Here is a 23682-nt window from a genome sequence, read left to right on the forward strand (position 1 = left end):
ATCACACCCTCCGCAGTTGAATGGAGTACGCAGCGCCAGCAGAGTCGGCAGAAGCGGTGATGATCTCGTAACGCTGAAGCTCACCCGTAATAGAATCCGGTGCGGTGATGATATGCCCGACTGCCGGCTTGTCAGTCACCTCATTGACCAGGGCGGTTAGCTTCACGTCACCATGCAGAATGTTAACGCCATCGATACGGCGCAGTTTATAACGCGCCAGCACTCCACGCCCCGAGTAAGTCACCTGCGTTTCAGTGCCGGTTTCCGTCACCGGGTCCCAGGCACCTCGAACGGTGTATGACCCAGTGAAATCCTTAACGGCATCCTGCAGGTCTGTATCGAAGGCTGCGGCGACTTCAGTTTGGAGTTCGTCGCGGATACCCACGGTCTACCTCCTCTATGCCTTTTTCACCAAAACGCTGAAGCGGGATATTGTTAGAAACATATCCGCCAGTAAAAAGGACCAGGACGTTACCACGCAGTTTCCTGGTATAGATTTCGCCGTTGCGTTTAACCCTCAGCGGAAGCGGAGCAAACTCAACAACGCCCTTTGCCGGGTTTGCGTAAACGACATAATTGATCGGGTTTCCATTCACAAACACATCGCGAGGGCCGAGCCCGTCACCGGCATAATGCACATCAGTGTTTTGCATATCACCCCCTTACCAGCCGTACCTGAGACTGACTAACGCCATAGGGCTTTAGCATTGCAAGCGCCAGCTGCAGATCGGAATCAAGCAATGCCGAGCTGTTGGTAGCGAGTTCCGCGAAGGTCTTTGAAACGCTGACATCATCGGCATCTACCGTCTTACTCAGCAACACACCAGAATCGGTTTTCTGCTGATAAAGGCCACCATTTGCCGCCGACAGCGCCGCATAGGCGCCAGCTTGTTTCACATCGTCAGGAATGATGATTTCGTGAGTTGCCTTATCGCACGGCATTTTCAGGTTAAGTCCATTCATCCAGGTATTGGCCATCAGCACAGATTTGGCTTTTTTGCTTTCATCTGTCCAGGTGGCGCCGAGAATCGAATTGACGTCTTCAACGGTGATGAAAGTGATCATGCATCACTCCATTTCTTTCCAGCCGTGCGCCTTCCAGTTCTCCACTTCATCAGGGTGAACGTTGGCGGTATTGGGCGCACCCGGGAATGCCGGGAAATCGGTAACCATCGCCACCAGCTGCGATGTGGTCGATACGGGTTCGTTGTTATCCGCCTGCGTAGACGCAGTTTGCTCAGCAGCTCGTTGGGCGCGCTGCTCTTTTGTTAATCCGGCCATTAGCCCTCCACTAAAAAAAGGGGCCGAAGCCCCTGTTTATCAGCCCAGCAACAACGCTGAGTGCGCCGACTTAACTGCCGCTACGCCCCAGGACAAACCGACTTCGTAACGCACCTGGCGATACTGGCGGTACAGTGCTACCTGGTAAGTGATGCCAGATACGGGGTCAGTAACGTTCATCACATCATCCGCAGTATCGCCGCCCTGAGGCATTGCCGGGGTTCGGGATGCAAGCAGGAATGCATTGCGATCAAACGCCATGTTTGCGGTGTAGGCGCCACCAGCGGTAATAGCGGTGTTGTCGGCCAGTGCCTGACGTAAGCCAGGAGCAGCCAGGGTGATTGCTGTGGCCGTCGCAGCAGCAACAAGGTATTTATTGCTGTCCCCGTCAAACGTCACGATGTCACCTGCTGCAAAAGCACCTGTGCCGGTATCAATGGCAATCAGAATATCGCCTTCAGCTTTTGCTCCATTCACCAGGTATCCGGCAGCCGGAGATGCAGCGCGTTTCTTAACATGCGCGGATTCGTGGATATTGAATCCTTCCAGGCGCCCCACGATACCTTCGCGCAGAAGCGCATCAGTACCAGACTCGTTTACTTTGAACAGAACAGACTGTTTACCGCGGAGGTTTGCGATAGCCGAAGAACCGAGAACCATCTGCAGATCAGTTGTCGGCGAACCGTTGTCAGAGAGAACCTGGCGCGCATTTGCCGCATCCGACAAATCGCCTGCAATACCGAAAGGAGCGGTGCCGGCCGTACCGACAGCACGGGAGGATGCGAAATACAGAGCTGCGAGATCTGCATCCATCTCATTAGCCAGCGCGCGAAAAGCCTGCTTAAACTGATCAGCAAGGATGGTGTTGTATGTCCCTGCGGGCCCCAGTGCCAGTTGTTCCTCACCGTTCCATTTGACCGGGGCCATTTTGGATTTGGTGATTTTGACATCAACGGTGCCGATCGTCTGGTCGCCGTCATTTGGCGCAGTAGCCCCCGGGGTAATATCAACAGTGGTAGCCGGTGGCGCAACCGGCGCAGTAACAGTCTGGTCCTTCGCCGCCGCATCAGCTTTAGCATTGCGCGATACAGCCGGGATAAAACCGACCTGTTCGCGAGATACGGTATCCAGAGCCGTGAAGATAGTCGGGATCAACCCGGTAAGCGTATTAGCCATGTGTATAGATTCCTTGGAGATTAAAAAAATAGGGTTGGTTGAGCTATCCAGCTCCGGCACCAGCAGCCATCCGGCGGCTGGCAAAGAATTAATCGACGATGGTGATACCGTCTTTGAGAGTTGATTGCTGATCTGTCGGACTCAAACTGGTAAACGCATCGCGTTTCATCGTTTTCTGCCCGAGTGAATGCTGAGACTGCCGTGAGCCGCCTCCCTGGTTGCCGCTGGCCTTCAGAATGTGGTCTTTCTGTGGGTACTGCTCCACCAGGAACTCCAGCGCCTCATCAAAGGCCGCCAGTTCGCCCGGCTTCGAGCGGGAATAAATTTTGTTGCCAGAGCCATCATAGGCAACGACTTTGCCGTCCTCGACTTTGAAGGACTGACCGAACCGCGCCTGAAGCATATCTGCCGGAATTGCTACTTTATCTGCGATGAATTTCGAGCCAGAGAACCGGCCGCCGATCATTTCCTGATAAAGCTGGCCTTCAAGGGTCGTCGCACGCTGAGTAGCTTCATCAAGCTGGGCCTGGAATGATTTGGTGATATCCGCTTTAACCTGATCAACGGCGCCTGCGTCGATCAGTTTTTTCTGGTCGATTTTAGTCATCATCTCCAGCGCTTCGAGCGCCTTTGCCGGATCGCCGATTTTGGCATACTTAGCCAGACCGGCTTCAGCGGCTTCTTTGGCTTCACGATGAGATTTTGCCTCGCCATTCAGAGAGGAGATTTTCCCAACGGCCTGCACAGCATCAAAACCAACTTCCTGGCCGTCATCGTGGACGTAGACGGGTAAACCGCTGGAATCGACTTCTGCATAGCTTTTGCCGTTAACTTCGACTGTTTTCAGTTTCATGTGGTTACCTTTTCGGGGTCATCCGACCGTTGCACCGCTCACCATCCGGATCACGGCAATAAAAAAGGCCGCCCGGAGGCAGCCTGATTGAAGACTTAAAAAGCTTTAAAATCTGGCGTTGCTGAACGCTTGAGCATCCAGGTTACGAAGTTGCTCCAGAGTCAGCCATTCGCCCTTGTCGTTGTAGAAATCATCGGGCGACATGCCGCCGTCACGAATCAGCCGGGCCCGGGTTACGCCAACGATCTGGGACTGTCGCGTGAACGACTGGCGCGAGAACCAGCCCTGATAATCGGTATCCGAAGGCACCTGCCCGTCCATGCTGGCACGTGAGCTATCTGATATTTGCCCAACAGCAATACCCAGCTCATCAGACGATTTCAGGATGTAGGTTTCGACGCTGCGACAGCAGAAATGGATTTTCCCGGGTCCCTGCAGATACGGCACCTTATGGCCGATCGGCTTGTTATCCAGTGTGTACTTGAGGCGGTCGCGAATCCGACAGTCTTTTGATGTACGGTTATCCAAAGTGGATAACCACTGCTTACCCTTCAAAATGTCATCGTTCGCATCTGCAAAGCTTTTCCTGGCCGTAGAAGCAAGATGCCCCACAGCCGTTTTTGCAATACTGCCGGCATTGGTTCGGCTCATCTGCAGCGCGCCATCCTGATAACCACGGTTAGCATGACCACGGACCTTTCTGGCGATTTGCTCATGCGTATCGCCCAGGAGAAAACCCTGCCGCACTGTACTGGAAATTCTTGCCATCCTGTCAGCTTCAAGGTTATCTGCCCACTCCGAAAGCAGGCGCCCCTGAAACGGCTGTGCCATCGCAGTTGCGTAAACGGCATCCGGTGAAATGCCCACCAGCGGGTGAAGCGATAGCACATCATCGGGGATCGCAAACTGGAACAGGCTCAGCTGAAAGCCTGCTTCGTGCTGAGCGAGTTGCTGCAGCTCATCAGATAGTCCCGCGTACATTGACTGCACAGCCTCGCGATTGAGAGCTCTGACACTAACGAGCAGCGCTTCCAGTCGCGACACGGTAAAGCTGTCAGCATCCAGGCTATCCATCGCTACCAGCAATCTGGCTGTCAGTTCCGCATCGCTGTCATTCAGGATTTTTATCATCCTGTTTGCAACGCTGGTGCTGTACCGCGCTATCCATATCGCATGCGCTATCGATTCATCCTGAAGCTTGTCATTCGCCGTTGCCATTTGCACCACCCGGGTTACTCAGTCCGCCGGCCAGCGTGACCTGCTGATTCCGCAACTCGTCGATAACCTCTTCGGGCTTCGCGTCCGGATCGATAAATTTGAGGGCCTGCAAAACGCGAACAGCATCGACCTGACGTATATCACCCCCCTGACGTAGCGACTGAACAGCTGTTGCAGCTGCGGCATCAAACGTCTGGGCTGAAACATCCAGTTCGGTGCGTACATCGACATTGCCGCCTTCTTTCTCGCCCAGCCATTCCGCCATAATCTGCAGGATATTATCGAGCGCATCCTCAAGCGAGCTTGCCATGGTGTTGAGAGGTGAATTCTCCTGCATCCGCTCTTCGTGAGTCTGATCTAAGGATTTAGTCGATGTGTTTTCCGCGCGCAGCAGTTTTGCGCCGGCCTGACGCATCTGGTTTTCCAGATCCTCAAGGGAAATCTTACCGGCTTCAATCGCAGCCCCGGTATGCTCGACATATTCCAGTCCCTGCCGCTGGCGGTCATCGAAACGAGTCGCAGAGGAAGAACCTATCGTCAACGTTTCGCCATCAGCCAGACCGTAAGCCACCAGCAACGGCACGCGAGCGACATGCAGGATGTTGTCCTGTTCACTCTGACTCTGCCAGTGCTTGATATTCAGTAAGGCGAGATTAAGCAGTGGCGGTGAACCGCGCATAAAGCCTGTGCGTTTTGTGTAAAGCGTCACCAGGGGAATATCATCGCGACTGGTTTCCCACTCGTCGTGAATCTGCCACTGGCTTTCGCCGTTATCACCTTTATTACGGCGATAAATTTCAACCTTGCCCGGTATGATATGGCGTATTTGCTCAACTTTCGTTTGCCCATAATCATCGCCATCAACAATGATGACCTCTCTGATACGCAGATCGGTCAGCACCACTTTCCCTTTAACCACTTTCGATTTCCAGCCGATGACCTGTCGTGGATTAAGCATCGTGGCATATGGGCGGGATCCTGCGGCTTTTTCGTCGGCTTTAGTTTTTACTGCCTCCGGGTCAATTTTCGGGAAATCCACCAGCGCATGTACCAGACCATACTGAAATCCGATGCTGAAAAATTGTTGTGCCCAGACATCGAGCCGGTTTCCTTCCATATCAATATCTGGCGATAGTTCCCGTATTTGTTCAGGAGAGTCCTCACTCAATACCGTCGGCTCAGCAAACACTCGCCCGATGTTTTGTTTAATGGCCTCTTCATAGGCAGGTAGTAACGTTGCCGAAGCCAAACGCTCCTTATAACTTTCAGGATCTTCGTTCGGCCATTTCGGGAGATACTTCTTGCCCTGCCGGCGCATTTCCAGCGTGCCGCCCATCAGCGCATCATTAATATCCCATGCCTCAACCATGTCGTTATAGTCGAGGTTGGGCGTTGAAATATCAGGCATGGTTTTACATCCGCAGTTGGGTGACTTTTCCAGTCGGTTTGATGATCGGGAATTGCTTCACAATGAAATACCCACCGGCATCGTTAGGGTGATCGTTATCCGCCGTTTTATCCGGCTCACCGTTTTCGCCCCAAACCTGTTGCTCAAGCGATTCTGTGTACACCGGGCACCGCTTTACATTCACTTTGTAGCGACGTTCACCGTTACCATTGCAGAACATGGCATTCATCGCGTTGATGCGGTCTTTCACTGGCGGGTTTGATGCATTAACAACCACATTGAAGCCGGCCTGCTGAAGCTGAGCGATATCAGTGGCGCTGGCATTGCTGGATTTACGGGAATCGCCGGAAGCGTCCGGGTAGATATAGATTTCACGCACCTTTCGGTAGTCATGGCCGTCATATAGCCAGAACCGCTCTTTGATGATGCGAATCATGTCCGGCGTGTCGTAAGCCTTGATGATTTCAGTAACTGCAAACGGAAGCCCCAGACGTAACACATGAACAACCCCGGCCATCTTCCCGACGTTGAAATCCATACCGATATACAGCGGCTCACCGGGTTGCTCTTCTTCCCGGCAGTTATTCAGCTTACGGTCAAACTGATGGTAAATCGTCCCGCTGGTAAGGTTGGTGAACTGGCCACGGAGATAAGCCTTGATCAGCTCCGGCGGGTATGACTCCATCAGCGACGGGATATAGTCCGGCGGCAGATTCTTTTCATTGTCGAACGTCGAGGCCTGCACCAGGCCGTACAGCGTTGAGAGCGAAGGCTTATCGCGTACAGCCTTTGCGAACTGCTGATAAACGAATTTAAACCCTTCCGGCGTCGTGGTGACGTCGATCCCGTTACGAAGACCGGCCACGTTGTAACGCATACGAGCAATGATTTTTCGCCAGGCTAACTGCGCCTTTTTGGCGGGCATTACGTCCAGCTCATCAATCAGCGCATTACCGATTTTAAAACCAACGATGGTTTGCGGTTTCTCCATCGAGCGGCAAATCGTCGTTCCTCGGTACTGGCGCCCGGCGTAGAAGTGAACCTCTTTGTTTCCCTCGTTGATTTTGACATTCAGCCCCCAGTCGTGGGCCACCTCCTCAACAGTGGGATAAAAGATGTCACGGATCTGCGGATACGTTGGCGCAAAGTAACCCTGGTTGATTTTGGGGTGTTCCCACATCCCTTTGCAGATACCACCACAACCGACCCACGTCTTACCGGAACCGAAGCCGGCGACATAGGCCTTAAATTTGTACTGCATCGCAAGGAATTTGGCCTGAGGGATGTTAAGCGTCGGTGCTATCGCCATCCTCTTCCCTCACTCGTGCATCGACTACGTTGATATTGATTGCAACTGGCGTTGGTTCGTCATCCTCCGGATCAGCAGCCAGCTCTTTGCGTAATTTTTCGACCTCCAGCTGCCGGCGCTCAATTTCAATCAGCTGCAGACGCTGGGCGAACTCGCTATCAGCCAGGCCGAGCCGTTTCATCACCGCCTCGTACATGCGCTCGCGGCTGATAGCGGTTATCTCCACACCGTTTTTTCCGAGCTTCACACCGGAATAGGCAAGCGCAGCATCCGGCGCCAGCTTGCGTGTATCGGCGAAGAAAGTCTGACCTATGCCATCGCCATTGCAGCGAGGGCATTCAGGGTTAGGCGCGCTGGTGTGGTCGTAACCGTAGCCACCAACATCAACGGGCTCGCGACGTTTTCGCTCAAGCGCTTCGAGTCGCTTCTCTTCGTACTCAACAGCATCACGCCATTGATACTGATGACCAAAGCCCCAGCAATAGCGGCAACTCCCGCGGCGATACTGTGATAGCTGGTTGGCGTCGAAGGTGGCCAGGCGCCACATCTGCTCAAGCACTTCATCGGCGCTGCCGAGCGTGCGCACAATGGATGCTTTCTGCTGCTGCGCAATGGCCTGCGCAACTGAAGTTTTCTGAAGCAGCTGATAGCCAATTTGTTCAGCAGTCTTCTTGCTGTAGCCAGCACGAATAGCTGCCTGTGTGGCGTTGTTGTCCTTCAGGTATTCCGCGACAAATGAACGTTGTTGATCGGTGAGGCCATCATCATCCACCAACTCTTCTGCGCACTTTTCCTTTTGCGCAGTGCGCAGTTTCTTCTGCGCAGGTTTTTGCGCAGTGGGTTTCTTGATGTATCGGCGGGCGGTAGCGTAATTCAGTCCCTGCGCTTCACACCAATCCTTCGGTGATACGCCGGTTGCGGCATGATCGGACAGGAACCGTTGCTGAAGCTCGCCCCAGTCCGGTTTTGCCATGGATTATTCCTATTTAACGTGAGGGAGAAAAAGGAATTACTGATTCTCCATAAAATATTCACTTTTATGTTTTGGAATTAAGGCTCTTTAGTTAAGGAGTTATTATGAAAAGAATTATGCTTGCTGTTTTTGTTATCTGTGGTGCGCTGTCACTTTCAGGATGTATCCTTCCCCCTGGTCCCCATGGAGGCGGACATGGTGGAGATCACTTCCATGGTCCTGAGCATCGTTAATCGCCTGAGGGCTTTCATTTTACAAATGATGAAAAAGGCCGCAAAAATATGCGGCCTTTAGTTACTACCAGCTAGCGTATAAAGAATCTCTCAGGAGCCACCCGGGAGAGGTTCATCTATACGGCTAACTGACCTCTGCCGTTCTGGTGTTGGCAGGCAGAGACGTTATGAGAGTAGTGAGTATTTCAAAATTCACCGGGATAAACAGACAATGATGTCAGTTACCCCGTGTAACTGGTAATTGGTGATTGATTGAACTGTCAGCTCAGACGATTTGTCTGATGGTCATTATCGCAGGCACTCAGTGAATGCCTGTTGTAATGGGGTTAGAGACCAGTTTATAGCCTGACCAATGTTTCTTAGATCACTATCCATAGAACCATCCACCAATGCCAAAGACTGCAGCGATCACCAGGAAGATAATTGCCGTTTTGCGCTTTAACACACCGTAAAATACCGCGGACAATCCTATGAATAAAACCATCAACACTGGCCACATACTAAGCAACAGGCAAAAGTAGCCATCTATACCACCGCTGCTAAACGTCACATTCACTCCAAACCATTACCCGGACTTTCCATAGCTTGGTTGCTTCGTTGCATGACATCATGCAACTGCCCCTTATACAGGAGCATAAACGTTATCACAGGCACTCGATGAATGCCTGCTGTAATGCCTTAGCTGGCCTGCACAGCGCCGGTATCAAACAGCGCCAGCGCTTCGGTCGCTTCCTGAATCGCTTTACGGGTCTTCGACACAATCTCGCTTTCCGTGAAAACACGATCAAAGGAGTCTGCGAAAAGCTCAGATTTCAGAAAGCTGTCGCCTACCCAGTCAATGGCCAGCTTGGCCGCTGCGGTGTCGTAATTCACTTTCTTGATGATATCCAGGCGGATTTGCTCGGATGCGGTGATCTCTGACATGTCTTACCTCTTTGATAAATAATACATACAGAAAGACCCTGTATTAACAGGGCCTTTTATCGTCAAACTTTAGGGAACCAACGCTACAAGCCAGGTAAAGTAATGACACCCTGACTTTATACTAAAAAGTGACTCATATTAGAGCTAATGGTGATCATCCATAAAACCAGCCTGCGACACCAAGGAACATAGCTGACAGAAAACAACAAATTGCAGTTTTATGCATCAATACACCGTAAAAGGCGCAAGATATCACGACAAGAAGTACAATAAGGACAGGCCACATACTAAACAAAAGAATAGCATATGACTCTGAATTATTATAAATATTATTTTGCACTAGCATCATAATCCTTCTACGGTGTTTGAAAGCATTGCAATGATGCAAATTTTAAATTCCGACAGCGAATTTATAATAAATAGAAACCATCGAACCAACGAAAAATCACTCTTCCCAAAAAAATCATTACCAAGAAGATTCAACTACAACCCAAATATTCAAGCCGTGTATATAACGCTGCACCGGAACACAAACAAATACACCTTCATTTAAACTTACTGACTTTATTATACTACCCGCAGGAGGAAAAACATCCCCACTCCCAGGCAACTTGTTAATTTGTTCAGTACCATATCGATAATACTCTGGAAGTTGTGGAAGTTTGCACTCAGTCATAATTAGCAGCTCATTTTATAAGAACTCAATGTAGCATGTATGATGAACTAAAAAACCCACATTGCAAACAATATATTTCGTTAAAGTGAAAAACATTGCTTCGCGAGGAGATTTTTTTGCTCACAGCTTCTCTTACCCTCTAAATTCCCTAAGGTTTTACCTAATATCTTAATTTTGAAATGGTAGAAATATTATGAAAGTTACAGACGTACAATCCATGAAGCATACACTCGCTAAGCTTGTTAAATCAGAAACACATTCTACACTTACTTATGACTTTGCTCTGCCATGACAAAGTCTACTGTTCTACCCGTGAGCTCAGGGATGAGCCACTTCCTGTAGTGTCAGACCATCCATTTTTTCTCAAAACCAGTAGAAAAACACCTCGAAATCTGACTAAACTCCGACATTGGCTGCCTCTGCAGCGCCCCGTCAATTTGTCGGATTTACTCCACGGGGTTTTTTATCACCTGAAACTGCTGGGCAAAGGCTCCAAGAATCCAGCCCACCAGCGGTACACATTCCCGGCATCCAGAAGCAGGATACCTGAGAGATGTTATATCCTTCGAACATATGAGGAATGTATCGTAAGTAGTTCTATTCAAAGGTGAGTTCATCAAGCCTTAATGGTTTTCTTATAAAAGCCTTTTGGCATTCGATTATGAGTATCTGCCCCTCGCACAATGAGCAAAACACAGGAGAGGATTTACCGGAATCACCATTTCCATAGGTGAACTCCTTAACCCCATAAATAGTGCGCTCAACCGTGTTATCTCTGATAAGATTGATATGCCCTGCATGCTTTTCACCTTGTACTATGTATTTAGACTGCTTACCTGTTATACCCTCAGAGAAAATTGCTACCCCTTTATCAAAATCCCAGATAAAAATCTTACACCCACCGTCAGATACAAGCATTTCCAGTGTCAGCTTGTCATTCGATGCTGGATCAGACATTCTTGCATAGCATTTTCTAATCACAACACACCTACCCATTTTTAGGTAGAATATAAGCACACCAGAAGCGGCATTCAACAAGAAAAAATAATCTGTCCTGCATAAGCCAGCTGACCTGCCCACAGTATTAGATACAACCAGAAGATAAAAGGCCTACCGTAATGGAAGGCCTTTATGGGGTTATGCAGTATGTTGTGGTGCCGGGTGCCTCCCGGTAAGTCTGCCCCAGCCAACAGACCTGCGTGTGTGCTCAAAGAGAAAACCTGGCTGGTCGCCCCACCGCACAGGGGGATTCACCACGCATCTACATTAGCTATGCGATAAGTGCATAGTCAATCCGATGTAACCAGTAAAAACACCTCTTTCGGAAAACTGTATATCCTAGCAGACAATAATTAATCATTTCATATTGAATCATTACAAAACCAACAATAAAGTTTCATATCAGGTTTCAAATTAAGAAAAAATTCCAGTTAGGAATTTTCTCACTTAAATCCCACACTACCCCTCATGCGAACCATAATATCCATGGTCCTTAGGAGGGTTAACTCACATGATAACCATACTGATGATAGCGTTAGCTGTAGTTCTTCTTTTAGTTGCAGTGGGTTCACTGGTTTCATACTTGCGAGAAACGAGTAAATATAAAAATACTTTTAAAAAAAGGTATTAACTTTTACCCAATTCTGCACAAAAGGGGTAGTCACCGGCACTATCCCTGCTTTCTAACTACCGCCTTCCAGTAAGAAGGCCTAAGTCACCCTGGTGTCGCAGAGAACGTCTATACGCAAGATCCATGACCTGATTACACAACCACACTCTCGCAGTGCTCTGCGCCCGTGCCCTTGAGTTCATGTCACATCATCGCCGCTAATAACCAGTACGCGTTTGGCGTTCGCATATCGGGTGACGAAACGCTCAGACTTTCCTACTGCCCGCGGTAAGCAGCCCAACGTGATCAGCGAGTACGACCCATGGGCCTAAGAATATTTAATGGCCACTATCGCAACGATCAGTGCAACCAATGCCACCAGTAGTGACACACCAGTGAGCAGCAACGAGGCCGTATTCATCATCCGCTGGTAGTAAAACTCTCGCATGGCTTTTGTAGTGGACTCGCGGTGTTCAAAATCATTCTTATTAGGATATGCCAGGTCGTAACCGTCTGAGATTTTCCTTTCAATGGAAGCGTGAAGCACGTCGTTCCAGCTATGCGTAAAATTAACAAATGCATCTGTAATTTTCTGTTTCATTGTCATCTCACCCTGATTGTTATTATTGGTGATGATATCAAATAGGATGACAAAAAAAGCCAACGTATCGGTGGGCTTGTTGTGACATGTCACGGCATCAACAATCGCTATCAGGCCTTGCTATTGCACGACATGCCCACATACAGGCTTCCTGCATTTTGGTGCGCGCGATAGCCATGCAGCGCAAAGCCTCTGCTCTCTCGGTTTCGGCCTGACTACCACGCTCGACAACTTCAGCCGTTGTAACCTCTCGCTCAGTATCGAGCAGACTGCAAAAATGCCGGCTGACACCTTTGAGGCGGTTCATCCGCTCAATGTCGCCAGCGGTTAATGTGCGGTAGCCTTTTACAGTGCAGCCGTCCTGCGGTTTTGCTTCACTCATTTCGTAGCCCTTTCGGTTGTACCTGGTTTGCTTTTACTAGCTCGTAGGTGGATATTGTTGGGAAGGAAAGCATGGAGATAACCAAATGAAACAGATACTATTTACATGGTTTGCTTTTACAAATACCTATGCCTGCATCACCGCCAGCATTAATGTGAACAACTCGCTAATGCTTAATTCAGCTGTGCCGTGGATTGTTGGAGTTTCTCTTGGAGTAATCACCAATTACTTATTGGCTAAAAAACTGAAGGAAAGCGGCTTTCTGTAGGCCTGCTGGTTTCTGGCCAGGTTACTTCTTAACGCTGTCCGGCATCACCGCACCAACAACGCCAGCCAGCGCTACGCCGCCAGCGATGACGGTTTCCTGAATGCCCGGAGGCATCTGATAGCCGAAGACACCGGCAATGACCAGGATGATGCCGCGCCAGGTTGACGGCTCTTTCAGTCGATTAATGAGATAGTTCATATTTCCCTCAAACAAGAATACTTTTTGCCAGGAGATAGCGGGCTTTACGGTCATCAATGCCGTTCTGTCCGCCGTTGATAATCTGAGTGACGCGTGTAAGGTCACCGGGATAACGCAAACAGCCGCGTGAGGTATAGAACCAGGCAGCACTGCGCGCCGCATACTCATCCTGTGCCAGCAATTCAGGCTGTTTAACCAGATCAATCTTCAAAGCATTCCCGCATTCGCGGTAATTGTTCAGGCCGGTGGTCTGGATGAGCCCGCGCCCGCGGTAAAACCAGCCGTCTGTTGCCCCGTTATTCCCCATGCGTTTGCTGTACACCAGATTGGCGATCGCTCGTTGCCTCTCCAGTGGCAACGATGGTTCACCCTGCCGGCGGCCGAGCGAATTAGCCTGACCCTGCGTCAGCCGCCCGGCGCGGACAAAACTATTCAAGCCAGCCACGCTATAATTGAATCTCTCAACAAGCTGGGTAAATCCCGTGCTTTCATGCCCTACCTGGGCAATGAACATTGCCTGGTCGATAGCGGAAGTGATGCCAAACTCTTTCATCGCGGCTGTAATATGCGGAAACCAGCGCGCAGCTAACCCGGCGCTGATGCCAGCCGCCTTCTGGAATTGTGTTTGATTCATTAGTGCCTCAGTGTATCGACCAGACGCGCCACGTTACCCCGAGCCCATAGCACGGCGGCGCATATCATCACGTTTGCCATTACCACCAGCCAGTGGGACTGTACGTAAAGACCGAAGATAAATTGGAAAGGTATGCTCGCGTAAATCAGTACAAGCAAGTAAGCAATGATGGAGATACCAGGGCGATGCCTGGCACCGCGACGTTGATAAAACATCAAAGCGCAGACAATAACGGCACATATCACCGCATTGGCCAGCGCTGCCGGGTCATTTATTACCATTCGAACCTCCTCCCCTTAATCGGGAAAGTAATCCGAACAGGCTGCTCAAGTCCTGGCTGTTAATGAAAGTCAGGACCTTGATGGTGACAGCAGATGCCACCACCGCACCGAGCGCATCAAGCGGACGATCTGTATAGCCTGTCCAGGTAGTAAATTTTGAGCCTAATAATCCGGCAGCCAGAACACCGACAATAAACGACGTCATGAAGTAAGCTATTTGCCTTCCACGTGTCAGGTTTGCGGTCGTTGCCACATAAAACACCGCGCCGCCAAAAGCCCCAAATACCACACCAAAATCGGTGTGGGTGATAACGCCATATACGACGGAACCAATTAAACCGCCGCCAAAAATCAGGCCGGTACCAGTTAAAGGATCGGACATTAAGCCCCCTCTTATTGCTGTGAGTCCTCTCAGAATTGAGGGGAAAAAGAAAAGGCCACGCATAAGCGCAGCCTCAAATGATTTGTACCTCAGCTTTCCGAGGAGACTTATTCATGGCGAAAAAAAGCCCGCTCAGAGGAACGGGCAGAAAGTAGGCATTCTAGGTAGTAACGAAACGAAGGCACTCCTAATAGTCCGAGCTACCGATTTACCAGGAAGCATTCACTTTTGCCGTTACGTTCTATAAACATAGACAGGCAACCGCAGAAGTAAACCTTCCATAAATCTTAAATATGTTATGTGGCAGTGTGGTGCCGGGTGCCTCCCGGTGAGCATGCCCCAGCCGGCATGGCCCGCGCTGCATTTACAGGTTTCTGTAACTGACTGGTCGCCCCTCCGCATAGGGGGATTCACCACATCAATACGTTATGCTGTAAACATAGCTAGCGTCAATACACTCTGCATACATTGCTATCGAAGAGCGACTAATCACAGGCATAAAAAACCCGCATTTTATGCGGGTTTCTGACTTTGCAGCTTAGATTATCTGAATGCTGAATTCAGAGAAACTTCAGCATCCGGTTCGTGCGTAATTCTGTTTCTCAGATCCCGGCGAATAATCTCAATTGACCAGAACCACACCAGGTGACCAAATATTTCAGAAACGTTTTCATACCATGGAAGCTCAATCAACGGAGGGGTTAGGCCCATAAGCGGAAACGAAATCATATGGACAAACAGTTGTGCGAGTGCACCTGCAAGCAAACCTTGCCACAGCTTAATTTTTGGAAACACCTCGGCAACTACACAATACCCAACCGCGAACACGATGGAGAATATGATATGTGTTACGCCCACCCAGTTAAACACATGTCCGGCGAAGGTATAGACAGCCGCATTTGGATCGGCTAACCCTAACCAGTCACGCAGAAAAATATAAGGAGGGTTAAGGAAGTTTCTGGAACAATCAATTTGCCCGGCAGCTCGAATTAATGACTCTGGTCCACAGGCACTGGTAAACATGTCGACAGGACTACGCGGTGGTAATGGTACTTCAGCACCCCATTTAACAAATGCTGAAACCACCCCAGAAATAAGCCCGATAAACAATGCAACACCATAATGCCGTCTGCGAGGTTCGGTTCGCACAAAAATATCTTTTAACGCCATAAAACCATCACTTATAAAGAATATTTACAGTTCCTTAATATTCCTTAAGTTTGGTGCGTGGCATTTTGATTCAGATCACACTTTATAGCCGATTTCAGGCATTTGTTTTCAAAAACACAAAACCCTGCAGTAGCAGGGTTTATATGAATGTTTTCGCTCAGGCGTTTTATTCCACGATTTAAAATATACACGACAACTTCGGACAAAATCAAGCATTGTGCACTTAAAATGCAAAATAATGTGCCCATTTACTCAATCAGCGGTTGCTCGTTGAAACTCTTTATCTGCCCTCTCCTCTTCCTTCCAGCACAGGTCCACCAGCGCATCGCAGAAAGGTTTCCAGTTGCGTGTCCATGTTCTGATGTGCAGGTCTGGGACAAGCGTCAGAATCGCTTTATAAGCAGCCGTAGACGGCATCGTTGAAAAGCCATTCCCCGAACAGCGCTCACAGATTTTATATACCGGAGCTCCCTGCTCTTTTGTCGCTTTGCGGTCGAGAACCTGGCCTGTACCACCGCAGCGGCAGCGTGCGTTTATCTTTCCCTTACCGTCACAAGCTTCACATTTAGCGCTTATGCTGGCTGTTACTTCAGTCCACTTATCCCAGTTGGAAGGACGGACAGCACGGGATTTTTTCGCCCAATATGGAGCTTTGCCCCACGGGTTAGAGACTTTGCGTTCCGTGGTAGTGGTTTCAATCTTTCCGGTGCCATTGCATACCCTGCAGACTCCCGTTGTTTCCGCGGACCGGGAATACTCCGCAAAGGCAAACTGCGCCAAAATCAGGCAACAGCGCCCCAGCTCTTTAGCAGCTGTTTTGCGTACGTTCTTCGGTGCGGTTACAATCGCATATCGCGCTAGCGCCTGGACGGCCAACTGCTCATCTGTCTTGCTGATGCCAGTCTTTCCAAAGAACGCTGCCAGTCCGAACCTTGCCCTGCTGCTTGTCACCCCAATACCAGCCATAACATCTGTTCCGGTCAGGCGATTTGGTGATGTGCTTTTCACGTCGTCGCTGATGTGCATACCCTGAGGGCTGAAATGTTTTAAGGATGCTTCGAGTTTCATGCTTTCAGTAACCCCTCTTGTTTCCATATAGCCAAAGTTCTGAGCACGCCTTCGGCATGCATCAGGCGCAGTTCGTCGCGGGTGTAATTGTTGGTTTTAACTCTGCCATCGATGAGATCGTGGCAAGCACTGCAGGCTATAGCGCCCTGTGTATCGTCCGGCTTACATCCAGTTCCGCAGGTACCCGCCAGGCGGTAATGCGCCAGTACGCTGGTTTCAGGATTGCCATTGCAATACCCGGGGATCCGTACTGTGCATTCGCGGCCTCGGGCCGCTTTACGTAGGTTCGCCATACTCACCCCCACATCTTGTTGCGCCAGCGAGAGTCTGCCCGCGGCGGATTTTTGTCCTCCACCAGCTGCACGCTGACAGTCCATGTCATAAAGTCAGGGTTTAAGCGTCGTTCGACCTTTACGCCTCGCTGACGATATCTCGCCACCAATTCTTCGGCCTGCTGAGTTGTGCATTCGTGATGGTGAAACCATGAGTGTTTCATCGGCATCACCCCGAAAAGCTTAAAAGCTGGTTAGCGGCGTTCTCAGCTTCCTGCAAGCTGTTGAACGAACGAGAGAGGATCCACCGCCAGAGAACATCGAGCGATGATTTGTACAGTTCATGAAATTCGCATTCGTCCATGCTTGCGAAAGAAATACTTCGAGGGTGTTTTTTCAGTGTACCGTCCGGCAGCTGTATGGCGTCATAGTGGCCGGCTTCAACGATGACCCACGCCCGGTAAGCATCGAAAGATTTGCAAATACTGATATAGCCGGATCGCTTCTCGGCTATTCGGTCGAGATATTGCCCGGCGGCATCAAGTAACGCCGATTCACTCCCGCCATATGCAGCAAGGTATTTGGCGTAACCTGTGATAAGCCTGCGCTCATTAGACGAAATCGCCCCGCCGGTAGGTTCCCAATATTCAAAACCGAGATTGAGTAAAGCAAAGTAACGACGGTGAAACGCCGGATTGCGGACAAGCTTAAAGTCGGCCTCCAGAACGGAGCCGAGCTTGCATTTTGATTGCAAGAAATCGCTGGTCTCCTGCGTGGCAGGGATCAGAATTCCTTGGGTCTGTTTTATAAGGTGTAATTGCTGCGCCATGGGTTTCACTCCGTGGCGCTGAGATGCTCCGTTGCCGTTGTTCAGGCGGCAGGTAAATTATTGCAGCTTACTCTCGGTTTCGTCAATGCAACCAGCTTCTTTAGCTAGCTCTTTAAACTCTTCAATCGTTAGCAAAAACTGATTTTTTCTTACCTTTTCGAGCCCGGTTATTTTCCCTCCATCACTCGAAATTAAAAACTTCCCGCCCTGCCTGATAATGTCCACCACTTCGGCGATATCGAGATCCACTTCATCCCCCTGAGCGACATACAGACGCAAAAAATATAGTCCGGCGACAGCATCAAAGGGACACGCTTATTGCGATGCTTTGGGAAATGCCAGCCACCAAAAGGTGAATCAGTAAAACCAGTCGTCTGCGCTTTCCCATGTCTCTTGCAGAATTTGCTCAACGCGTTTTTTATCGCCATCAGCGCCGCCCAAAACGCTAAGGCCATCGTTGCTTGTGCGTCGAATGGTTAATTTGCAGTCATCATAAGACTGGGACAAACGGCGCAGCAATTCTTGCTCAAGCGCAGGTATGGCGCCATCAGGGAGTTTTTTATGTTTATCAATTGTGACTTCAACTTTCATGGTTAGCACCTCACATGGATACTGTATAAATAAACAGTATACCGGTTGCATGAAATGTTCAACCCCTCTGCAGCACTTTTTGACAACACCATGCTTATGTTTAGATTGATGTTTTTCCATAATAAAAAAACCCGCCGAAGCGGGTTTTATCATGCTGCAATGTCTTTTTTCAGGCACATATCCGGTAAATTAGCCCTAACCAGCGCCTCAGCGAACGGGGGCGGAACGGCATTACCACAACGCGCAACCTGCTTATCCTTCGCATACTTCACACCTCGGTAATCCTGGTCGATGATGTACCACTCAGGGAAGCCCTGCGCGCGGTAGAGCTCATGCGGCTGCAGCATGCGCATGCCGATGTCGACAATGCGGTAAACAATGCCCTTAATCGTCACCAGTTCGCTGACGCCAAAAGAATTTAGGAACTCTTTAACTTGGTCCGCACGCCGCTCGTCGTAATCATTAGCCGCCAGCAGCGCGCTAACCTCTCCCACATGCTGACCTCCAGCGGTGATTGTCGGCATCGGTTCATCAGTGCGCTGACCATCACGGCAGGTACCACGCAATTTTACCAGGTGCGATGTCACAAGAGCGTGATGATCGACGGTAGTCACTGAGTGAGCTGGCTTATCAAGCGCAACGCCCGGACCGGTGTAGTTCCCGCCATAGTGTTTCGCCAGGAACGCAGTTGTTACGGCAAACTTATTGCCCCCAGCTGTAACAGTACCCAACGGTTTACCAAGATTGAGAACCCGCGGCGATTGCCCTACCCGCTCGCCATACCCCATCTGAATAAGCGTAGCGGTGACAAACTGAGACTTCCCCCCCCCACCAGCGGTAATTGTGGCGCTAGGCTCATCTGCCCGGTGGCCAATGCTAGCACCGAACTGGCGGGCGATAACCGGGGCAACCACACATGCTCGGGATTGCTTTAGGATGGTATGAACTGGTTTGTTGAGTGGACGCGGTTTAGCTTGGTAATGGCTACCACCATTTCCAGCCACAAACGGTGCCAGAGTAGGTACCACCAACGCGTAACCATGAGTTTTGGTGATTGTCTGTATTGGCGAATACAACCCCTGTCCACGGAAACAGTCATATTTCCCGCGTGTCGTTGTGTGATTGCACTTCACGATGAACGGCGAAGCGCTTTCGATAACAAAGCGCTGAATGCCGCGGGCAATACGTTTTAGCGTATTCTCTGCCAGAGGCTTTTTGCGATCGAAGATACTCGGCACGGGAATTGTCCAGTCAATGCATTCTGCAGCTGTGCGCCATGGCGCCAGTTTTCCGGCCAGCACAGCCGGTGATTTCGGATCCCCGTGGGTTGCCTCCGGCCAGACTATTGGTTGCCCGTCCCGGCGCATTACCATGAAGAACCGCTTACGGATGGTCGGCGCGCCATAGTCGCAGGCGCGCAGCTCACGGAAATCGACAACATAGCCCAGGCCGGCAACTAAGCGTTTCGCCTGTTCACTATCCGGCGACAACTCCAGAAACTCGCAACATTCTAACAACGCAGGGTGATCCGCTGGAACTCCGGATGTCAGCATGCCGACGAATGCCAGGAACGTTTCGCCAACGCGGTTCGGATCCGGACGCATTTCCGCCGCCAGCAGTGGACCCCACGTTTTAAACTCTTCGACGTTCTCCAGCATCATTACACGCGGACCAACATCCAGCGCCCAACGGATAACGATCCACGCCAGCCCACGAATCGCTTTTTCAACTGGTTTAGCCCCTTTCGCTTTGGAAAAGTGGCGGCAGTCCGGCGAGAACCAGGCCAAACCAACCCGGCGGCCGGCGGTCGCTACTTTTGGACGCACTGAATAAACAGACTCGCAATAGTGCAGAGTTCCCGGGTGATTGGTGGTATGCATAGCAACCGCGTTTGGATCGTGGTTTATCGCGATGTCCACGCTACGACCAATCGCCAGCTCAATGCCCGTCGAGGCGCCGCCGCCACCAGCAAAGTTATCAACGATGATTTCGCTATCTTTCACGCGTATTTCTCCATGGCGCAGGCCAGCGAACCAGCCGCGGCGATAATTGACGGTACCGGTATTTTTTCCAGCCACATACGGTTGATATGGTGCTGCAGTCGGCGCTGGTGGTGTGCCGGGAGTGTCCCGGCGTTTTTGACCTGAGAGAAGACCATACTGACTTCCGCTGGCCATACTGTTTCAGGCACATCCACCAGCAGCAGGCTTTCCAGTTCCTGCAGGCGTTTGCAGGCGTATTCCAGGGAAGAGTCCATCACTCAGCCTCCACCTTGATGCCAGCGGCGGCAGCTGTACGCGCATAAACGATCACGCCATCCTCGGGGCGCTTGCGTGGCAAAAAGATGCCGGGGCGCGGCCACAACGCAATAAAGCGAGATTCACTGTTTTCAAGACGGTGAAATGCCTTCTCGCTCATCACACCTACCGGGCGAAGATGCTCCTGTTCGCGCTCCAGTTCGGCGATACTCAGCTGCGCCTTCTCCAGCGCCTCTATGAGCTGATCCGTGTAATGCTCAACTTCAACAGCCATTTGCCGCAATTCATCGTTAGGTGCGTAGGCAATGAGCCTGGATAAACGGTGAATATTTGCGTTTTTTTGTACGCTAGTCAGTTCGGTGATATCAGTCATGGCTGGCCTCCTCGAATAACACATCACCCTCAATACCGCCGACCTGATAAACGATCGAGCCATCTTCCCGATATTCCATTGGTGCAGCGCTCCAGGCTTCGCCATTGAGATCGTCATCGTCGCCAACTTGAACAAACCCGCCAGCAACTACACGGGCCGGATACATTTCACCTTCAGTCCAGTATCCTTCGGTATCCTTAATGCAGAGAATTTGCAGTGAGTTGCTCATTTGTCTGCCCCTTCTAACGCCGCTGCTATCTCTTCGAAAAAGCCATCTCGGGTATGGCTGGTCATTGCTGGTAAAAATACGGACATCAGCCTGTTTGTGTTGCAGTTCTCATCGTCTGCGAACAGAGCGATTTTTTTATCCAAGCGCACCTTCGCTTCCTGCAACTGCTCGTTTTTCTTGTTAGTGCGCTGGATATAGTCGGCAATGATTTCTATAGCCTTGTTTGTGTATTTTTCGACGTGTTCAGTCATGTGAACCACCTATCGCCTCAATCGTTTCCAACAACAACCGGCGGCGCGTATTTTCTGCAAAGTGACGGCGCCCGGTTTCTTTGTGGTAAAACTCGTTTTTGCCAACGACCCACATCCGCTCTGTCTGGTGCAGTTTTTTTACCTGCGGACCGTCTTTGGTGATCACGATGCCGGTATGGGTTTTCACAATTGTCATAAGATTTCCCGTGATGACGATGCCGGCGTACAGGTAAAAATCATTTCCTGAATATCGAGGAAACGCTGGAATACAGGACAACCAAGCAGGCTGTAATTCATCCCCGACGCTGCCTTTGGCACCATCCCAAGCCGTTTCATGTCAAAGTCGATGAGGGCCCGCTGATCGCGGAACAGCCCCAGACGACCATGCCGGACGACCTCCCCAGTCGCTTCTGCTTCGGAAAAATACCGCTGGACAGTAGCGCGGCTCAGCCCCAGTTTTTTCATTGCCTCGGCGGTCGTGAGTCGCCCCTGATGCCTGGTGATCCGAATCACTGCGCGGACGTACTCTCTGCGCTCAATTGCTGACAATGCTCTAGCCATACATACCTCACTTAACGACGCGCAAATGGCGCACGTTTTTGCGATAGCTGTCCCATTCAAAATTCACCCACATACCGCCGTCCATCTGGAGACGGTCAAGAATCCGCATACCCAGTGTTTCCTTCAGCGATTCATAGTTCAGGTTGGTTAGGATGCCGACAGGTCGCATGGAGGACAGCCGGCGATCGATAACCTGATTCAGGATGACTTTTTCACCGCTGCTTCCGCGCTGAATACCCACCTCATCCAGAATAAGCAGGTCCACATGGCACAAATCGTCCAGCAATGACGCCTCTGACTGCCCGCCGTCATAGCACTCGCGAACACGTAGCATCAGGTCAGGAATAGTCACCACCAGCACAGAGCGGCCACCAGCCAGCAGGTGATTTCCGATTGCTGCCGCCAGATGGTTTTTCCCGGTGCCCGGCGCTCCGCTGAATACGAAACTCGCAAACCCAGAGCCGAAATGCTGCGCATAACTTTTCGCCATCGAGAGCGCCCGACGCTGGCCATCCGACTCAACCTGATAGTTAGCGAATGTGCAGCTGCGGTGCAGATCCTGAATTCCAGCACGTCCAAAGATTTTCTCTGCACGTGCGCGCTGGTTTTGTTTTTCCAGTTCCTCGCAGCACTTACGTCCTTCTTCGGCTTGCCAGGCACGCCATTCATCAACGCTGCCGAATTTTGGCTGAACGCCAGGGGGAATGAGTTTTTTCAGTCGCTCCAGTGCATTCCCGGTACCAATCATGTTTTTCATCGCTACCCCCTGAACCCAGATGGGATGGTTTTGTCAGGTTCCGAAATCTGATTGGGATCTCGTGCTCCTGGCGCCTGCTGAATCGCCCACGGTTCGCTGAAATGCATACCGGGACCAAAAAACGTTTTCGCCTGTTTCACGTACTGCGTGTTCAGCATTCCCTCGGCTTTAACGAAAGCCGCATAACGCTCCACGCCTGCGAGGATTTCTGCCGTAGTGGTTCCATCCCTGATTCGGGCATTCCAGGCTTTGAAGGCATCGGATTTGCTGTTACCCCCTGCCCGATTGGGATAAACCGACCAGACCTGCTCGAATTCATCCGGATAGGTCATTTGAGCAGAGGGTTTATCTCCTGCCGCCTTCTCATGATCGAAGTCATGATCATCCGGGGGTGTGGCAAAGCCATGCCCCGAACTATCTTTTTCCTGATCTTGTTCCTGATCCTGATCTTGGCTTCCAAGCCCCTTTGAAGCCCCTTCTGATTCCGGTGGGTTCTCGCGTTTATCACTCAGGTGAAAATCAGCTTTATATCTCTCATAAAACGATGATAAGAAAGGATTTTCGGGTAATGAGGCATATTCATTACGTACCCCTGCACATCGGTTATCTCCCGGCTTCAATGCCCTTCCGACCTGATAAGCCGCCATTTCATGCACCCAAATCATCTCTGTGGTCACGTCATAGCTACAAAACCCCGCTTCAATGGCACTTCGAAGCCCCTTGGAAGCCCCTTCTAAGCCAAGGCCAGTCTCATGTGAGAGATACAAGACCGGCAGGTAATACAATCCGAGCATATTTGCGTGGGGCGAGGTCATTAGATAGAACGCCACGAGCTGTGCTTCAGCGCCTTGTTTCCGCAGTTCACGGCCTGTTTTTCCTAACCAAAATTGCGGTGAGACTGTTGCGTAGTCGCGCAT

37 protein-coding genes are annotated in these 23682 nt (G+C 50.6%); 2 read left to right on the forward strand and 35 right to left on the reverse strand.

Annotation, left to right across the window (positions count from 1 at the left end; genetic code table 11):
• Nucleotide 1 precedes the first annotated feature (1 nt).
• From AC3EMD_RS13890 to AC3EMD_RS13950, 13 genes are all read right to left on the reverse strand, one after another.
• Nucleotides 2-385: a hypothetical protein gene (locus AC3EMD_RS13890; protein WP_012967908.1), complete on the reverse strand. Its 384-nt coding sequence runs from the start codon at nt 383-385 to the stop codon at nt 2-4.
• Nucleotides 357-653, reverse strand: coding sequence for a hypothetical protein (locus tag AC3EMD_RS13895; protein ID WP_004146199.1), 297 nt, complete (start codon nt 651-653; stop codon nt 357-359). The genes AC3EMD_RS13890 and AC3EMD_RS13895 overlap by 29 nt, the downstream gene beginning before the upstream one ends.
• 1 nt (nt 654) lies before the next feature.
• Complete coding sequence (locus AC3EMD_RS13900; RefSeq protein WP_046881234.1) at nt 655-1065, reverse strand: hypothetical protein; 411 nt, start codon at nt 1063-1065, stop codon at nt 655-657.
• A 3-nt stretch (nt 1066-1068) separates the two neighbouring features.
• Entirely contained in the window at nt 1069-1281 is a 213-nt protein-coding gene (locus AC3EMD_RS13905; RefSeq protein ID WP_016160819.1) for a hypothetical protein, read from the reverse strand.
• Nucleotides 1282-1320: 39 nt separating this feature from the next.
• A complete protein-coding gene (locus AC3EMD_RS13910; protein ID WP_004184463.1) occupies nt 1321-2457 on the reverse strand; it encodes a major capsid protein in 1137 nt (378 codons plus the stop codon).
• 88 nt (nt 2458-2545) lie between these two features.
• Complete coding sequence (locus AC3EMD_RS13915; protein WP_023282506.1) at nt 2546-3310, reverse strand: DUF6651 domain-containing protein; 765 nt, start codon at nt 3308-3310, stop codon at nt 2546-2548.
• Nucleotides 3311-3415: 105 nt separating this feature from the next.
• Nucleotides 3416-4528 (reverse strand): phage minor head protein, encoded by a 1113-nt coding sequence (locus AC3EMD_RS13920; RefSeq protein WP_224229951.1) that lies wholly within the window; start codon nt 4526-4528, stop codon nt 3416-3418.
• On the reverse strand, nt 4512-5936 hold the full coding sequence (locus AC3EMD_RS13925) for a DUF4055 domain-containing protein (protein WP_224229952.1): 1425 nt from the start codon (nt 5934-5936) through the stop codon (nt 4512-4514). The genes AC3EMD_RS13920 and AC3EMD_RS13925 overlap by 17 nt, the downstream gene beginning before the upstream one ends.
• Nucleotides 5937-5940: 4 nt before the next feature.
• Nucleotides 5941-7245 (reverse strand): terminase large subunit domain-containing protein, encoded by a 1305-nt coding sequence (locus tag AC3EMD_RS13930; RefSeq protein WP_224229953.1) that lies wholly within the window; start codon nt 7243-7245, stop codon nt 5941-5943.
• Complete coding sequence (locus AC3EMD_RS13935) at nt 7223-8218, reverse strand: terminase small subunit (protein ID WP_224229954.1); 996 nt, start codon at nt 8216-8218, stop codon at nt 7223-7225. Before AC3EMD_RS13935 ends, AC3EMD_RS13930 begins: the two co-directional genes overlap by 23 nt.
• A 600-nt stretch (nt 8219-8818) precedes the next feature.
• Nucleotides 8819-9001 carry a hypothetical protein gene (locus AC3EMD_RS13940; RefSeq protein ID WP_136087962.1) on the reverse strand — a complete coding sequence of 61 codons (183 nt, stop codon included), beginning with the start codon at nt 8999-9001 and terminating at the stop codon, nt 8819-8821.
• Nucleotides 9002-9129: 128 nt separating this feature from the next.
• Nucleotides 9130-9375: a DUF2560 family protein gene (locus AC3EMD_RS13945; protein WP_100751201.1), complete on the reverse strand. Its 246-nt coding sequence runs from the start codon at nt 9373-9375 to the stop codon at nt 9130-9132.
• A 1273-nt stretch (nt 9376-10648) separates the two neighbouring features.
• Nucleotides 10649-11008: a hypothetical protein gene (locus AC3EMD_RS13950; protein ID WP_032735910.1), complete on the reverse strand. Its 360-nt coding sequence runs from the start codon at nt 11006-11008 to the stop codon at nt 10649-10651.
• A 568-nt stretch (nt 11009-11576) separates the two neighbouring features.
• Between AC3EMD_RS13950 and AC3EMD_RS13955 the strand changes: the two genes are divergently transcribed.
• Nucleotides 11577-11681, forward strand: coding sequence for a hypothetical protein (locus AC3EMD_RS13955; RefSeq protein ID WP_223809865.1), 105 nt, complete (start codon nt 11577-11579; stop codon nt 11679-11681).
• Between the two features lie 307 nt (nt 11682-11988).
• On the opposite strand, the gene AC3EMD_RS13960 is transcribed toward AC3EMD_RS13955, so the two are convergent.
• On the reverse strand, nt 11989-12261 hold the full coding sequence (locus AC3EMD_RS13960; protein ID WP_110227683.1) for a hypothetical protein: 273 nt from the start codon (nt 12259-12261) through the stop codon (nt 11989-11991).
• Nucleotides 12262-12358: 97 nt separating this feature from the next.
• The gene (locus AC3EMD_RS13965; protein WP_302073538.1) at nt 12359-12643 is read right to left on the reverse strand and encodes an Acb2/Tad1 domain-containing protein; all 285 of its coding nucleotides are present in this window, start codon (nt 12641-12643) and stop codon (nt 12359-12361) included.
• 85 nt (nt 12644-12728) lie between these two features.
• Here AC3EMD_RS13965 and AC3EMD_RS13970 point away from each other — a divergent pair, with 85 nt between their 5' ends.
• Nucleotides 12729-12911 carry a hypothetical protein gene (locus AC3EMD_RS13970; protein ID WP_012967895.1) on the forward strand — a complete coding sequence of 61 codons (183 nt, stop codon included), beginning with the start codon at nt 12729-12731 and terminating at the stop codon, nt 12909-12911.
• A 21-nt stretch (nt 12912-12932) separates the two neighbouring features.
• Here AC3EMD_RS13970 and AC3EMD_RS13975 read toward each other — a convergent pair whose 3' ends face one another.
• From AC3EMD_RS13975 to AC3EMD_RS14070, 20 genes are all read right to left on the reverse strand, one after another.
• Complete coding sequence (locus AC3EMD_RS13975; RefSeq protein WP_012967894.1) at nt 12933-13109, reverse strand: hypothetical protein; 177 nt, start codon at nt 13107-13109, stop codon at nt 12933-12935.
• 7 nt (nt 13110-13116) lie between these two features.
• Entirely contained in the window at nt 13117-13743 is a 627-nt protein-coding gene (locus AC3EMD_RS13980; RefSeq protein WP_153517894.1) for a glycoside hydrolase family 19 protein, read from the reverse strand.
• On the reverse strand, nt 13743-14024 hold the full coding sequence (locus AC3EMD_RS13985) for a phage holin family protein (RefSeq protein WP_012967892.1): 282 nt from the start codon (nt 14022-14024) through the stop codon (nt 13743-13745). Before AC3EMD_RS13985 ends, AC3EMD_RS13980 begins: the two co-directional genes overlap by 1 nt.
• A complete protein-coding gene (locus AC3EMD_RS13990; protein ID WP_004213330.1) occupies nt 14011-14406 on the reverse strand; it encodes a phage holin family protein in 396 nt (131 codons plus the stop codon). The genes AC3EMD_RS13985 and AC3EMD_RS13990 overlap by 14 nt, the downstream gene beginning before the upstream one ends.
• Before the next feature lie 543 nt (nt 14407-14949).
• On the reverse strand, nt 14950-15576 hold the full coding sequence (locus tag AC3EMD_RS13995; protein WP_012967891.1) for a YagU family protein: 627 nt from the start codon (nt 15574-15576) through the stop codon (nt 14950-14952).
• A 252-nt stretch (nt 15577-15828) separates the two neighbouring features.
• Complete coding sequence (locus tag AC3EMD_RS14000) at nt 15829-16644, reverse strand: antitermination protein (protein WP_224229955.1); 816 nt, start codon at nt 16642-16644, stop codon at nt 15829-15831.
• On the reverse strand, nt 16641-16937 hold the full coding sequence (locus tag AC3EMD_RS14005; RefSeq protein WP_074182467.1) for a DUF1364 domain-containing protein: 297 nt from the start codon (nt 16935-16937) through the stop codon (nt 16641-16643). The genes AC3EMD_RS14000 and AC3EMD_RS14005 overlap by 4 nt, the downstream gene beginning before the upstream one ends.
• Before the next feature lie 2 nt (nt 16938-16939).
• Nucleotides 16940-17146, reverse strand: coding sequence for a hypothetical protein (locus AC3EMD_RS14010; protein ID WP_224230116.1), 207 nt, complete (start codon nt 17144-17146; stop codon nt 16940-16942).
• Complete coding sequence (locus tag AC3EMD_RS14015) at nt 17146-17745, reverse strand: DUF1367 family protein (RefSeq protein ID WP_224229956.1); 600 nt, start codon at nt 17743-17745, stop codon at nt 17146-17148. The genes AC3EMD_RS14010 and AC3EMD_RS14015 overlap by 1 nt, the downstream gene beginning before the upstream one ends.
• A 57-nt stretch (nt 17746-17802) precedes the next feature.
• Nucleotides 17803-17994 carry a hypothetical protein gene (locus tag AC3EMD_RS14020; RefSeq protein WP_023313103.1) on the reverse strand — a complete coding sequence of 64 codons (192 nt, stop codon included), beginning with the start codon at nt 17992-17994 and terminating at the stop codon, nt 17803-17805.
• Nucleotides 17995-18102: 108 nt separating this feature from the next.
• Nucleotides 18103-18336, reverse strand: a complete 234-nt coding sequence (locus tag AC3EMD_RS14025; RefSeq protein WP_004184503.1) for a DinI family protein — start codon at nt 18334-18336, stop codon at nt 18103-18105.
• Between the two features lie 149 nt (nt 18337-18485).
• A complete protein-coding gene (locus tag AC3EMD_RS14030) occupies nt 18486-20339 on the reverse strand; it encodes a DNA cytosine methyltransferase (protein ID WP_224229957.1) in 1854 nt (617 codons plus the stop codon).
• Entirely contained in the window at nt 20336-20593 is a 258-nt protein-coding gene (locus tag AC3EMD_RS14035) for a hypothetical protein (protein WP_049110734.1), read from the reverse strand. Before AC3EMD_RS14035 ends, AC3EMD_RS14030 begins: the two co-directional genes overlap by 4 nt.
• Nucleotides 20593-20967 carry a hypothetical protein gene (locus AC3EMD_RS14040; protein ID WP_192138425.1) on the reverse strand — a complete coding sequence of 125 codons (375 nt, stop codon included), beginning with the start codon at nt 20965-20967 and terminating at the stop codon, nt 20593-20595. Before AC3EMD_RS14040 ends, AC3EMD_RS14035 begins: the two co-directional genes overlap by 1 nt.
• Nucleotides 20960-21196 carry a hypothetical protein gene (locus AC3EMD_RS14045; RefSeq protein WP_004184517.1) on the reverse strand — a complete coding sequence of 79 codons (237 nt, stop codon included), beginning with the start codon at nt 21194-21196 and terminating at the stop codon, nt 20960-20962. Before AC3EMD_RS14045 ends, AC3EMD_RS14040 begins: the two co-directional genes overlap by 8 nt.
• A complete protein-coding gene (locus AC3EMD_RS14050; RefSeq protein ID WP_004184518.1) occupies nt 21193-21447 on the reverse strand; it encodes a hypothetical protein in 255 nt (84 codons plus the stop codon). The genes AC3EMD_RS14045 and AC3EMD_RS14050 overlap by 4 nt, the downstream gene beginning before the upstream one ends.
• Nucleotides 21440-21643 carry a hypothetical protein gene (locus AC3EMD_RS14055; RefSeq protein WP_040199671.1) on the reverse strand — a complete coding sequence of 68 codons (204 nt, stop codon included), beginning with the start codon at nt 21641-21643 and terminating at the stop codon, nt 21440-21442. The genes AC3EMD_RS14050 and AC3EMD_RS14055 overlap by 8 nt, the downstream gene beginning before the upstream one ends.
• Nucleotides 21640-22008 carry a DUF977 family protein gene (locus tag AC3EMD_RS14060; protein WP_040199673.1) on the reverse strand — a complete coding sequence of 123 codons (369 nt, stop codon included), beginning with the start codon at nt 22006-22008 and terminating at the stop codon, nt 21640-21642. Before AC3EMD_RS14060 ends, AC3EMD_RS14055 begins: the two co-directional genes overlap by 4 nt.
• A gap of 7 nt (nt 22009-22015) precedes the next feature.
• Nucleotides 22016-22765 carry an ATP-binding protein gene (locus tag AC3EMD_RS14065; RefSeq protein ID WP_039103883.1) on the reverse strand — a complete coding sequence of 250 codons (750 nt, stop codon included), beginning with the start codon at nt 22763-22765 and terminating at the stop codon, nt 22016-22018.
• A 2-nt stretch (nt 22766-22767) separates the two neighbouring features.
• On the reverse strand, nt 22768-23682 hold the full coding sequence (locus tag AC3EMD_RS14070; protein ID WP_224229959.1) for a DNA-binding protein: 915 nt from the start codon (nt 23680-23682) through the stop codon (nt 22768-22770).

It is taken from the genome of Klebsiella sp. PK18, from assembly GCF_057784655.1.

Excerpts from the sequence above, each read along its gene's own strand:
- AC3EMD_RS13895 (WP_004146199.1), bottom strand. The coding sequence starts at position 653 with ATGCAAAACACTGATGTGCATTATGCCGGTGACGGGCTCGGCCCTCGC.
- AC3EMD_RS13900 (WP_046881234.1), bottom strand. The coding sequence starts at position 1,065 with ATGATCACTTTCATCACCGTTGAAGACGTCAATTCGATTCTCGGCGCC.
- AC3EMD_RS13905 (WP_016160819.1), bottom strand. The coding sequence starts at position 1,281 with ATGGCCGGATTAACAAAAGAGCAGCGCGCCCAACGAGCTGCTGAGCAA.
- AC3EMD_RS13910 (WP_004184463.1), bottom strand. The coding sequence starts at position 2,457 with ATGGCTAATACGCTTACCGGGTTGATCCCGACTATCTTCACGGCTCTG.
- AC3EMD_RS13915 (WP_023282506.1), bottom strand. The coding sequence starts at position 3,310 with ATGAAACTGAAAACAGTCGAAGTTAACGGCAAAAGCTATGCAGAAGTC.
- AC3EMD_RS13920 (WP_224229951.1), bottom strand. The coding sequence starts at position 4,528 with ATGGCAACGGCGAATGACAAGCTTCAGGATGAATCGATAGCGCATGCG.
- AC3EMD_RS13925 (WP_224229952.1), bottom strand. The coding sequence starts at position 5,936 with ATGCCTGATATTTCAACGCCCAACCTCGACTATAACGACATGGTTGAG.
- AC3EMD_RS13930 (WP_224229953.1), bottom strand. The coding sequence starts at position 7,245 with ATGGCGATAGCACCGACGCTTAACATCCCTCAGGCCAAATTCCTTGCG.
- AC3EMD_RS13935 (WP_224229954.1), bottom strand. The coding sequence starts at position 8,218 with ATGGCAAAACCGGACTGGGGCGAGCTTCAGCAACGGTTCCTGTCCGAT.
- AC3EMD_RS13945 (WP_100751201.1), bottom strand. The coding sequence starts at position 9,375 with ATGTCAGAGATCACCGCATCCGAGCAAATCCGCCTGGATATCATCAAG.
- AC3EMD_RS13950 (WP_032735910.1), bottom strand. The coding sequence starts at position 11,008 with ATGTCTGATCCAGCATCGAATGACAAGCTGACACTGGAAATGCTTGTA.
- AC3EMD_RS13955 (WP_223809865.1), top strand. The coding sequence starts at position 11,577 with ATGATAGCGTTAGCTGTAGTTCTTCTTTTAGTTGCAGTGGGTTCACTG.
- AC3EMD_RS13960 (WP_110227683.1), bottom strand. The coding sequence starts at position 12,261 with ATGAAACAGAAAATTACAGATGCATTTGTTAATTTTACGCATAGCTGG.
- AC3EMD_RS13965 (WP_302073538.1), bottom strand. The coding sequence starts at position 12,643 with ATGAGTGAAGCAAAACCGCAGGACGGCTGCACTGTAAAAGGCTACCGC.
- AC3EMD_RS13970 (WP_012967895.1), top strand. The coding sequence starts at position 12,729 with ATGAAACAGATACTATTTACATGGTTTGCTTTTACAAATACCTATGCC.
- AC3EMD_RS13975 (WP_012967894.1), bottom strand. The coding sequence starts at position 13,109 with ATGAACTATCTCATTAATCGACTGAAAGAGCCGTCAACCTGGCGCGGC.
- AC3EMD_RS13980 (WP_153517894.1), bottom strand. The coding sequence starts at position 13,743 with ATGAATCAAACACAATTCCAGAAGGCGGCTGGCATCAGCGCCGGGTTA.
- AC3EMD_RS13985 (WP_012967892.1), bottom strand. The coding sequence starts at position 14,024 with ATGGTAATAAATGACCCGGCAGCGCTGGCCAATGCGGTGATATGTGCC.
- AC3EMD_RS13990 (WP_004213330.1), bottom strand. The coding sequence starts at position 14,406 with ATGTCCGATCCTTTAACTGGTACCGGCCTGATTTTTGGCGGCGGTTTA.
- AC3EMD_RS13995 (WP_012967891.1), bottom strand. The coding sequence starts at position 15,576 with ATGGCGTTAAAAGATATTTTTGTGCGAACCGAACCTCGCAGACGGCAT.
- AC3EMD_RS14000 (WP_224229955.1), bottom strand. The coding sequence starts at position 16,644 with ATGAAACTCGAAGCATCCTTAAAACATTTCAGCCCTCAGGGTATGCAC.
- AC3EMD_RS14005 (WP_074182467.1), bottom strand. The coding sequence starts at position 16,937 with ATGGCGAACCTACGTAAAGCGGCCCGAGGCCGCGAATGCACAGTACGG.
- AC3EMD_RS14010 (WP_224230116.1), bottom strand. The coding sequence starts at position 17,146 with ATGCCGATGAAACACTCATGGTTTCACCATCACGAATGCACAACTCAG.
- AC3EMD_RS14015 (WP_224229956.1), bottom strand. The coding sequence starts at position 17,745 with ATGGCGCAGCAATTACACCTTATAAAACAGACCCAAGGAATTCTGATC.
- AC3EMD_RS14025 (WP_004184503.1), bottom strand. The coding sequence starts at position 18,336 with ATGAAAGTTGAAGTCACAATTGATAAACATAAAAAACTCCCTGATGGC.
- AC3EMD_RS14035 (WP_049110734.1), bottom strand. The coding sequence starts at position 20,593 with ATGGACTCTTCCCTGGAATACGCCTGCAAACGCCTGCAGGAACTGGAA.
- AC3EMD_RS14040 (WP_192138425.1), bottom strand. The coding sequence starts at position 20,967 with ATGACTGATATCACCGAACTGACTAGCGTACAAAAAAACGCAAATATT.
- AC3EMD_RS14045 (WP_004184517.1), bottom strand. The coding sequence starts at position 21,196 with ATGAGCAACTCACTGCAAATTCTCTGCATTAAGGATACCGAAGGATAC.
- AC3EMD_RS14050 (WP_004184518.1), bottom strand. The coding sequence starts at position 21,447 with ATGACTGAACACGTCGAAAAATACACAAACAAGGCTATAGAAATCATT.
- AC3EMD_RS14055 (WP_040199671.1), bottom strand. The coding sequence starts at position 21,643 with ATGACAATTGTGAAAACCCATACCGGCATCGTGATCACCAAAGACGGT.
- AC3EMD_RS14060 (WP_040199673.1), bottom strand. The coding sequence starts at position 22,008 with ATGGCTAGAGCATTGTCAGCAATTGAGCGCAGAGAGTACGTCCGCGCA.
- AC3EMD_RS14065 (WP_039103883.1), bottom strand. The coding sequence starts at position 22,765 with ATGAAAAACATGATTGGTACCGGGAATGCACTGGAGCGACTGAAAAAA.
- AC3EMD_RS14070 (WP_224229959.1), bottom strand. The coding sequence starts at position 23,682 with ATGCGCGACTACGCAACAGTCTCACCGCAATTTTGGTTAGGAAAAACA.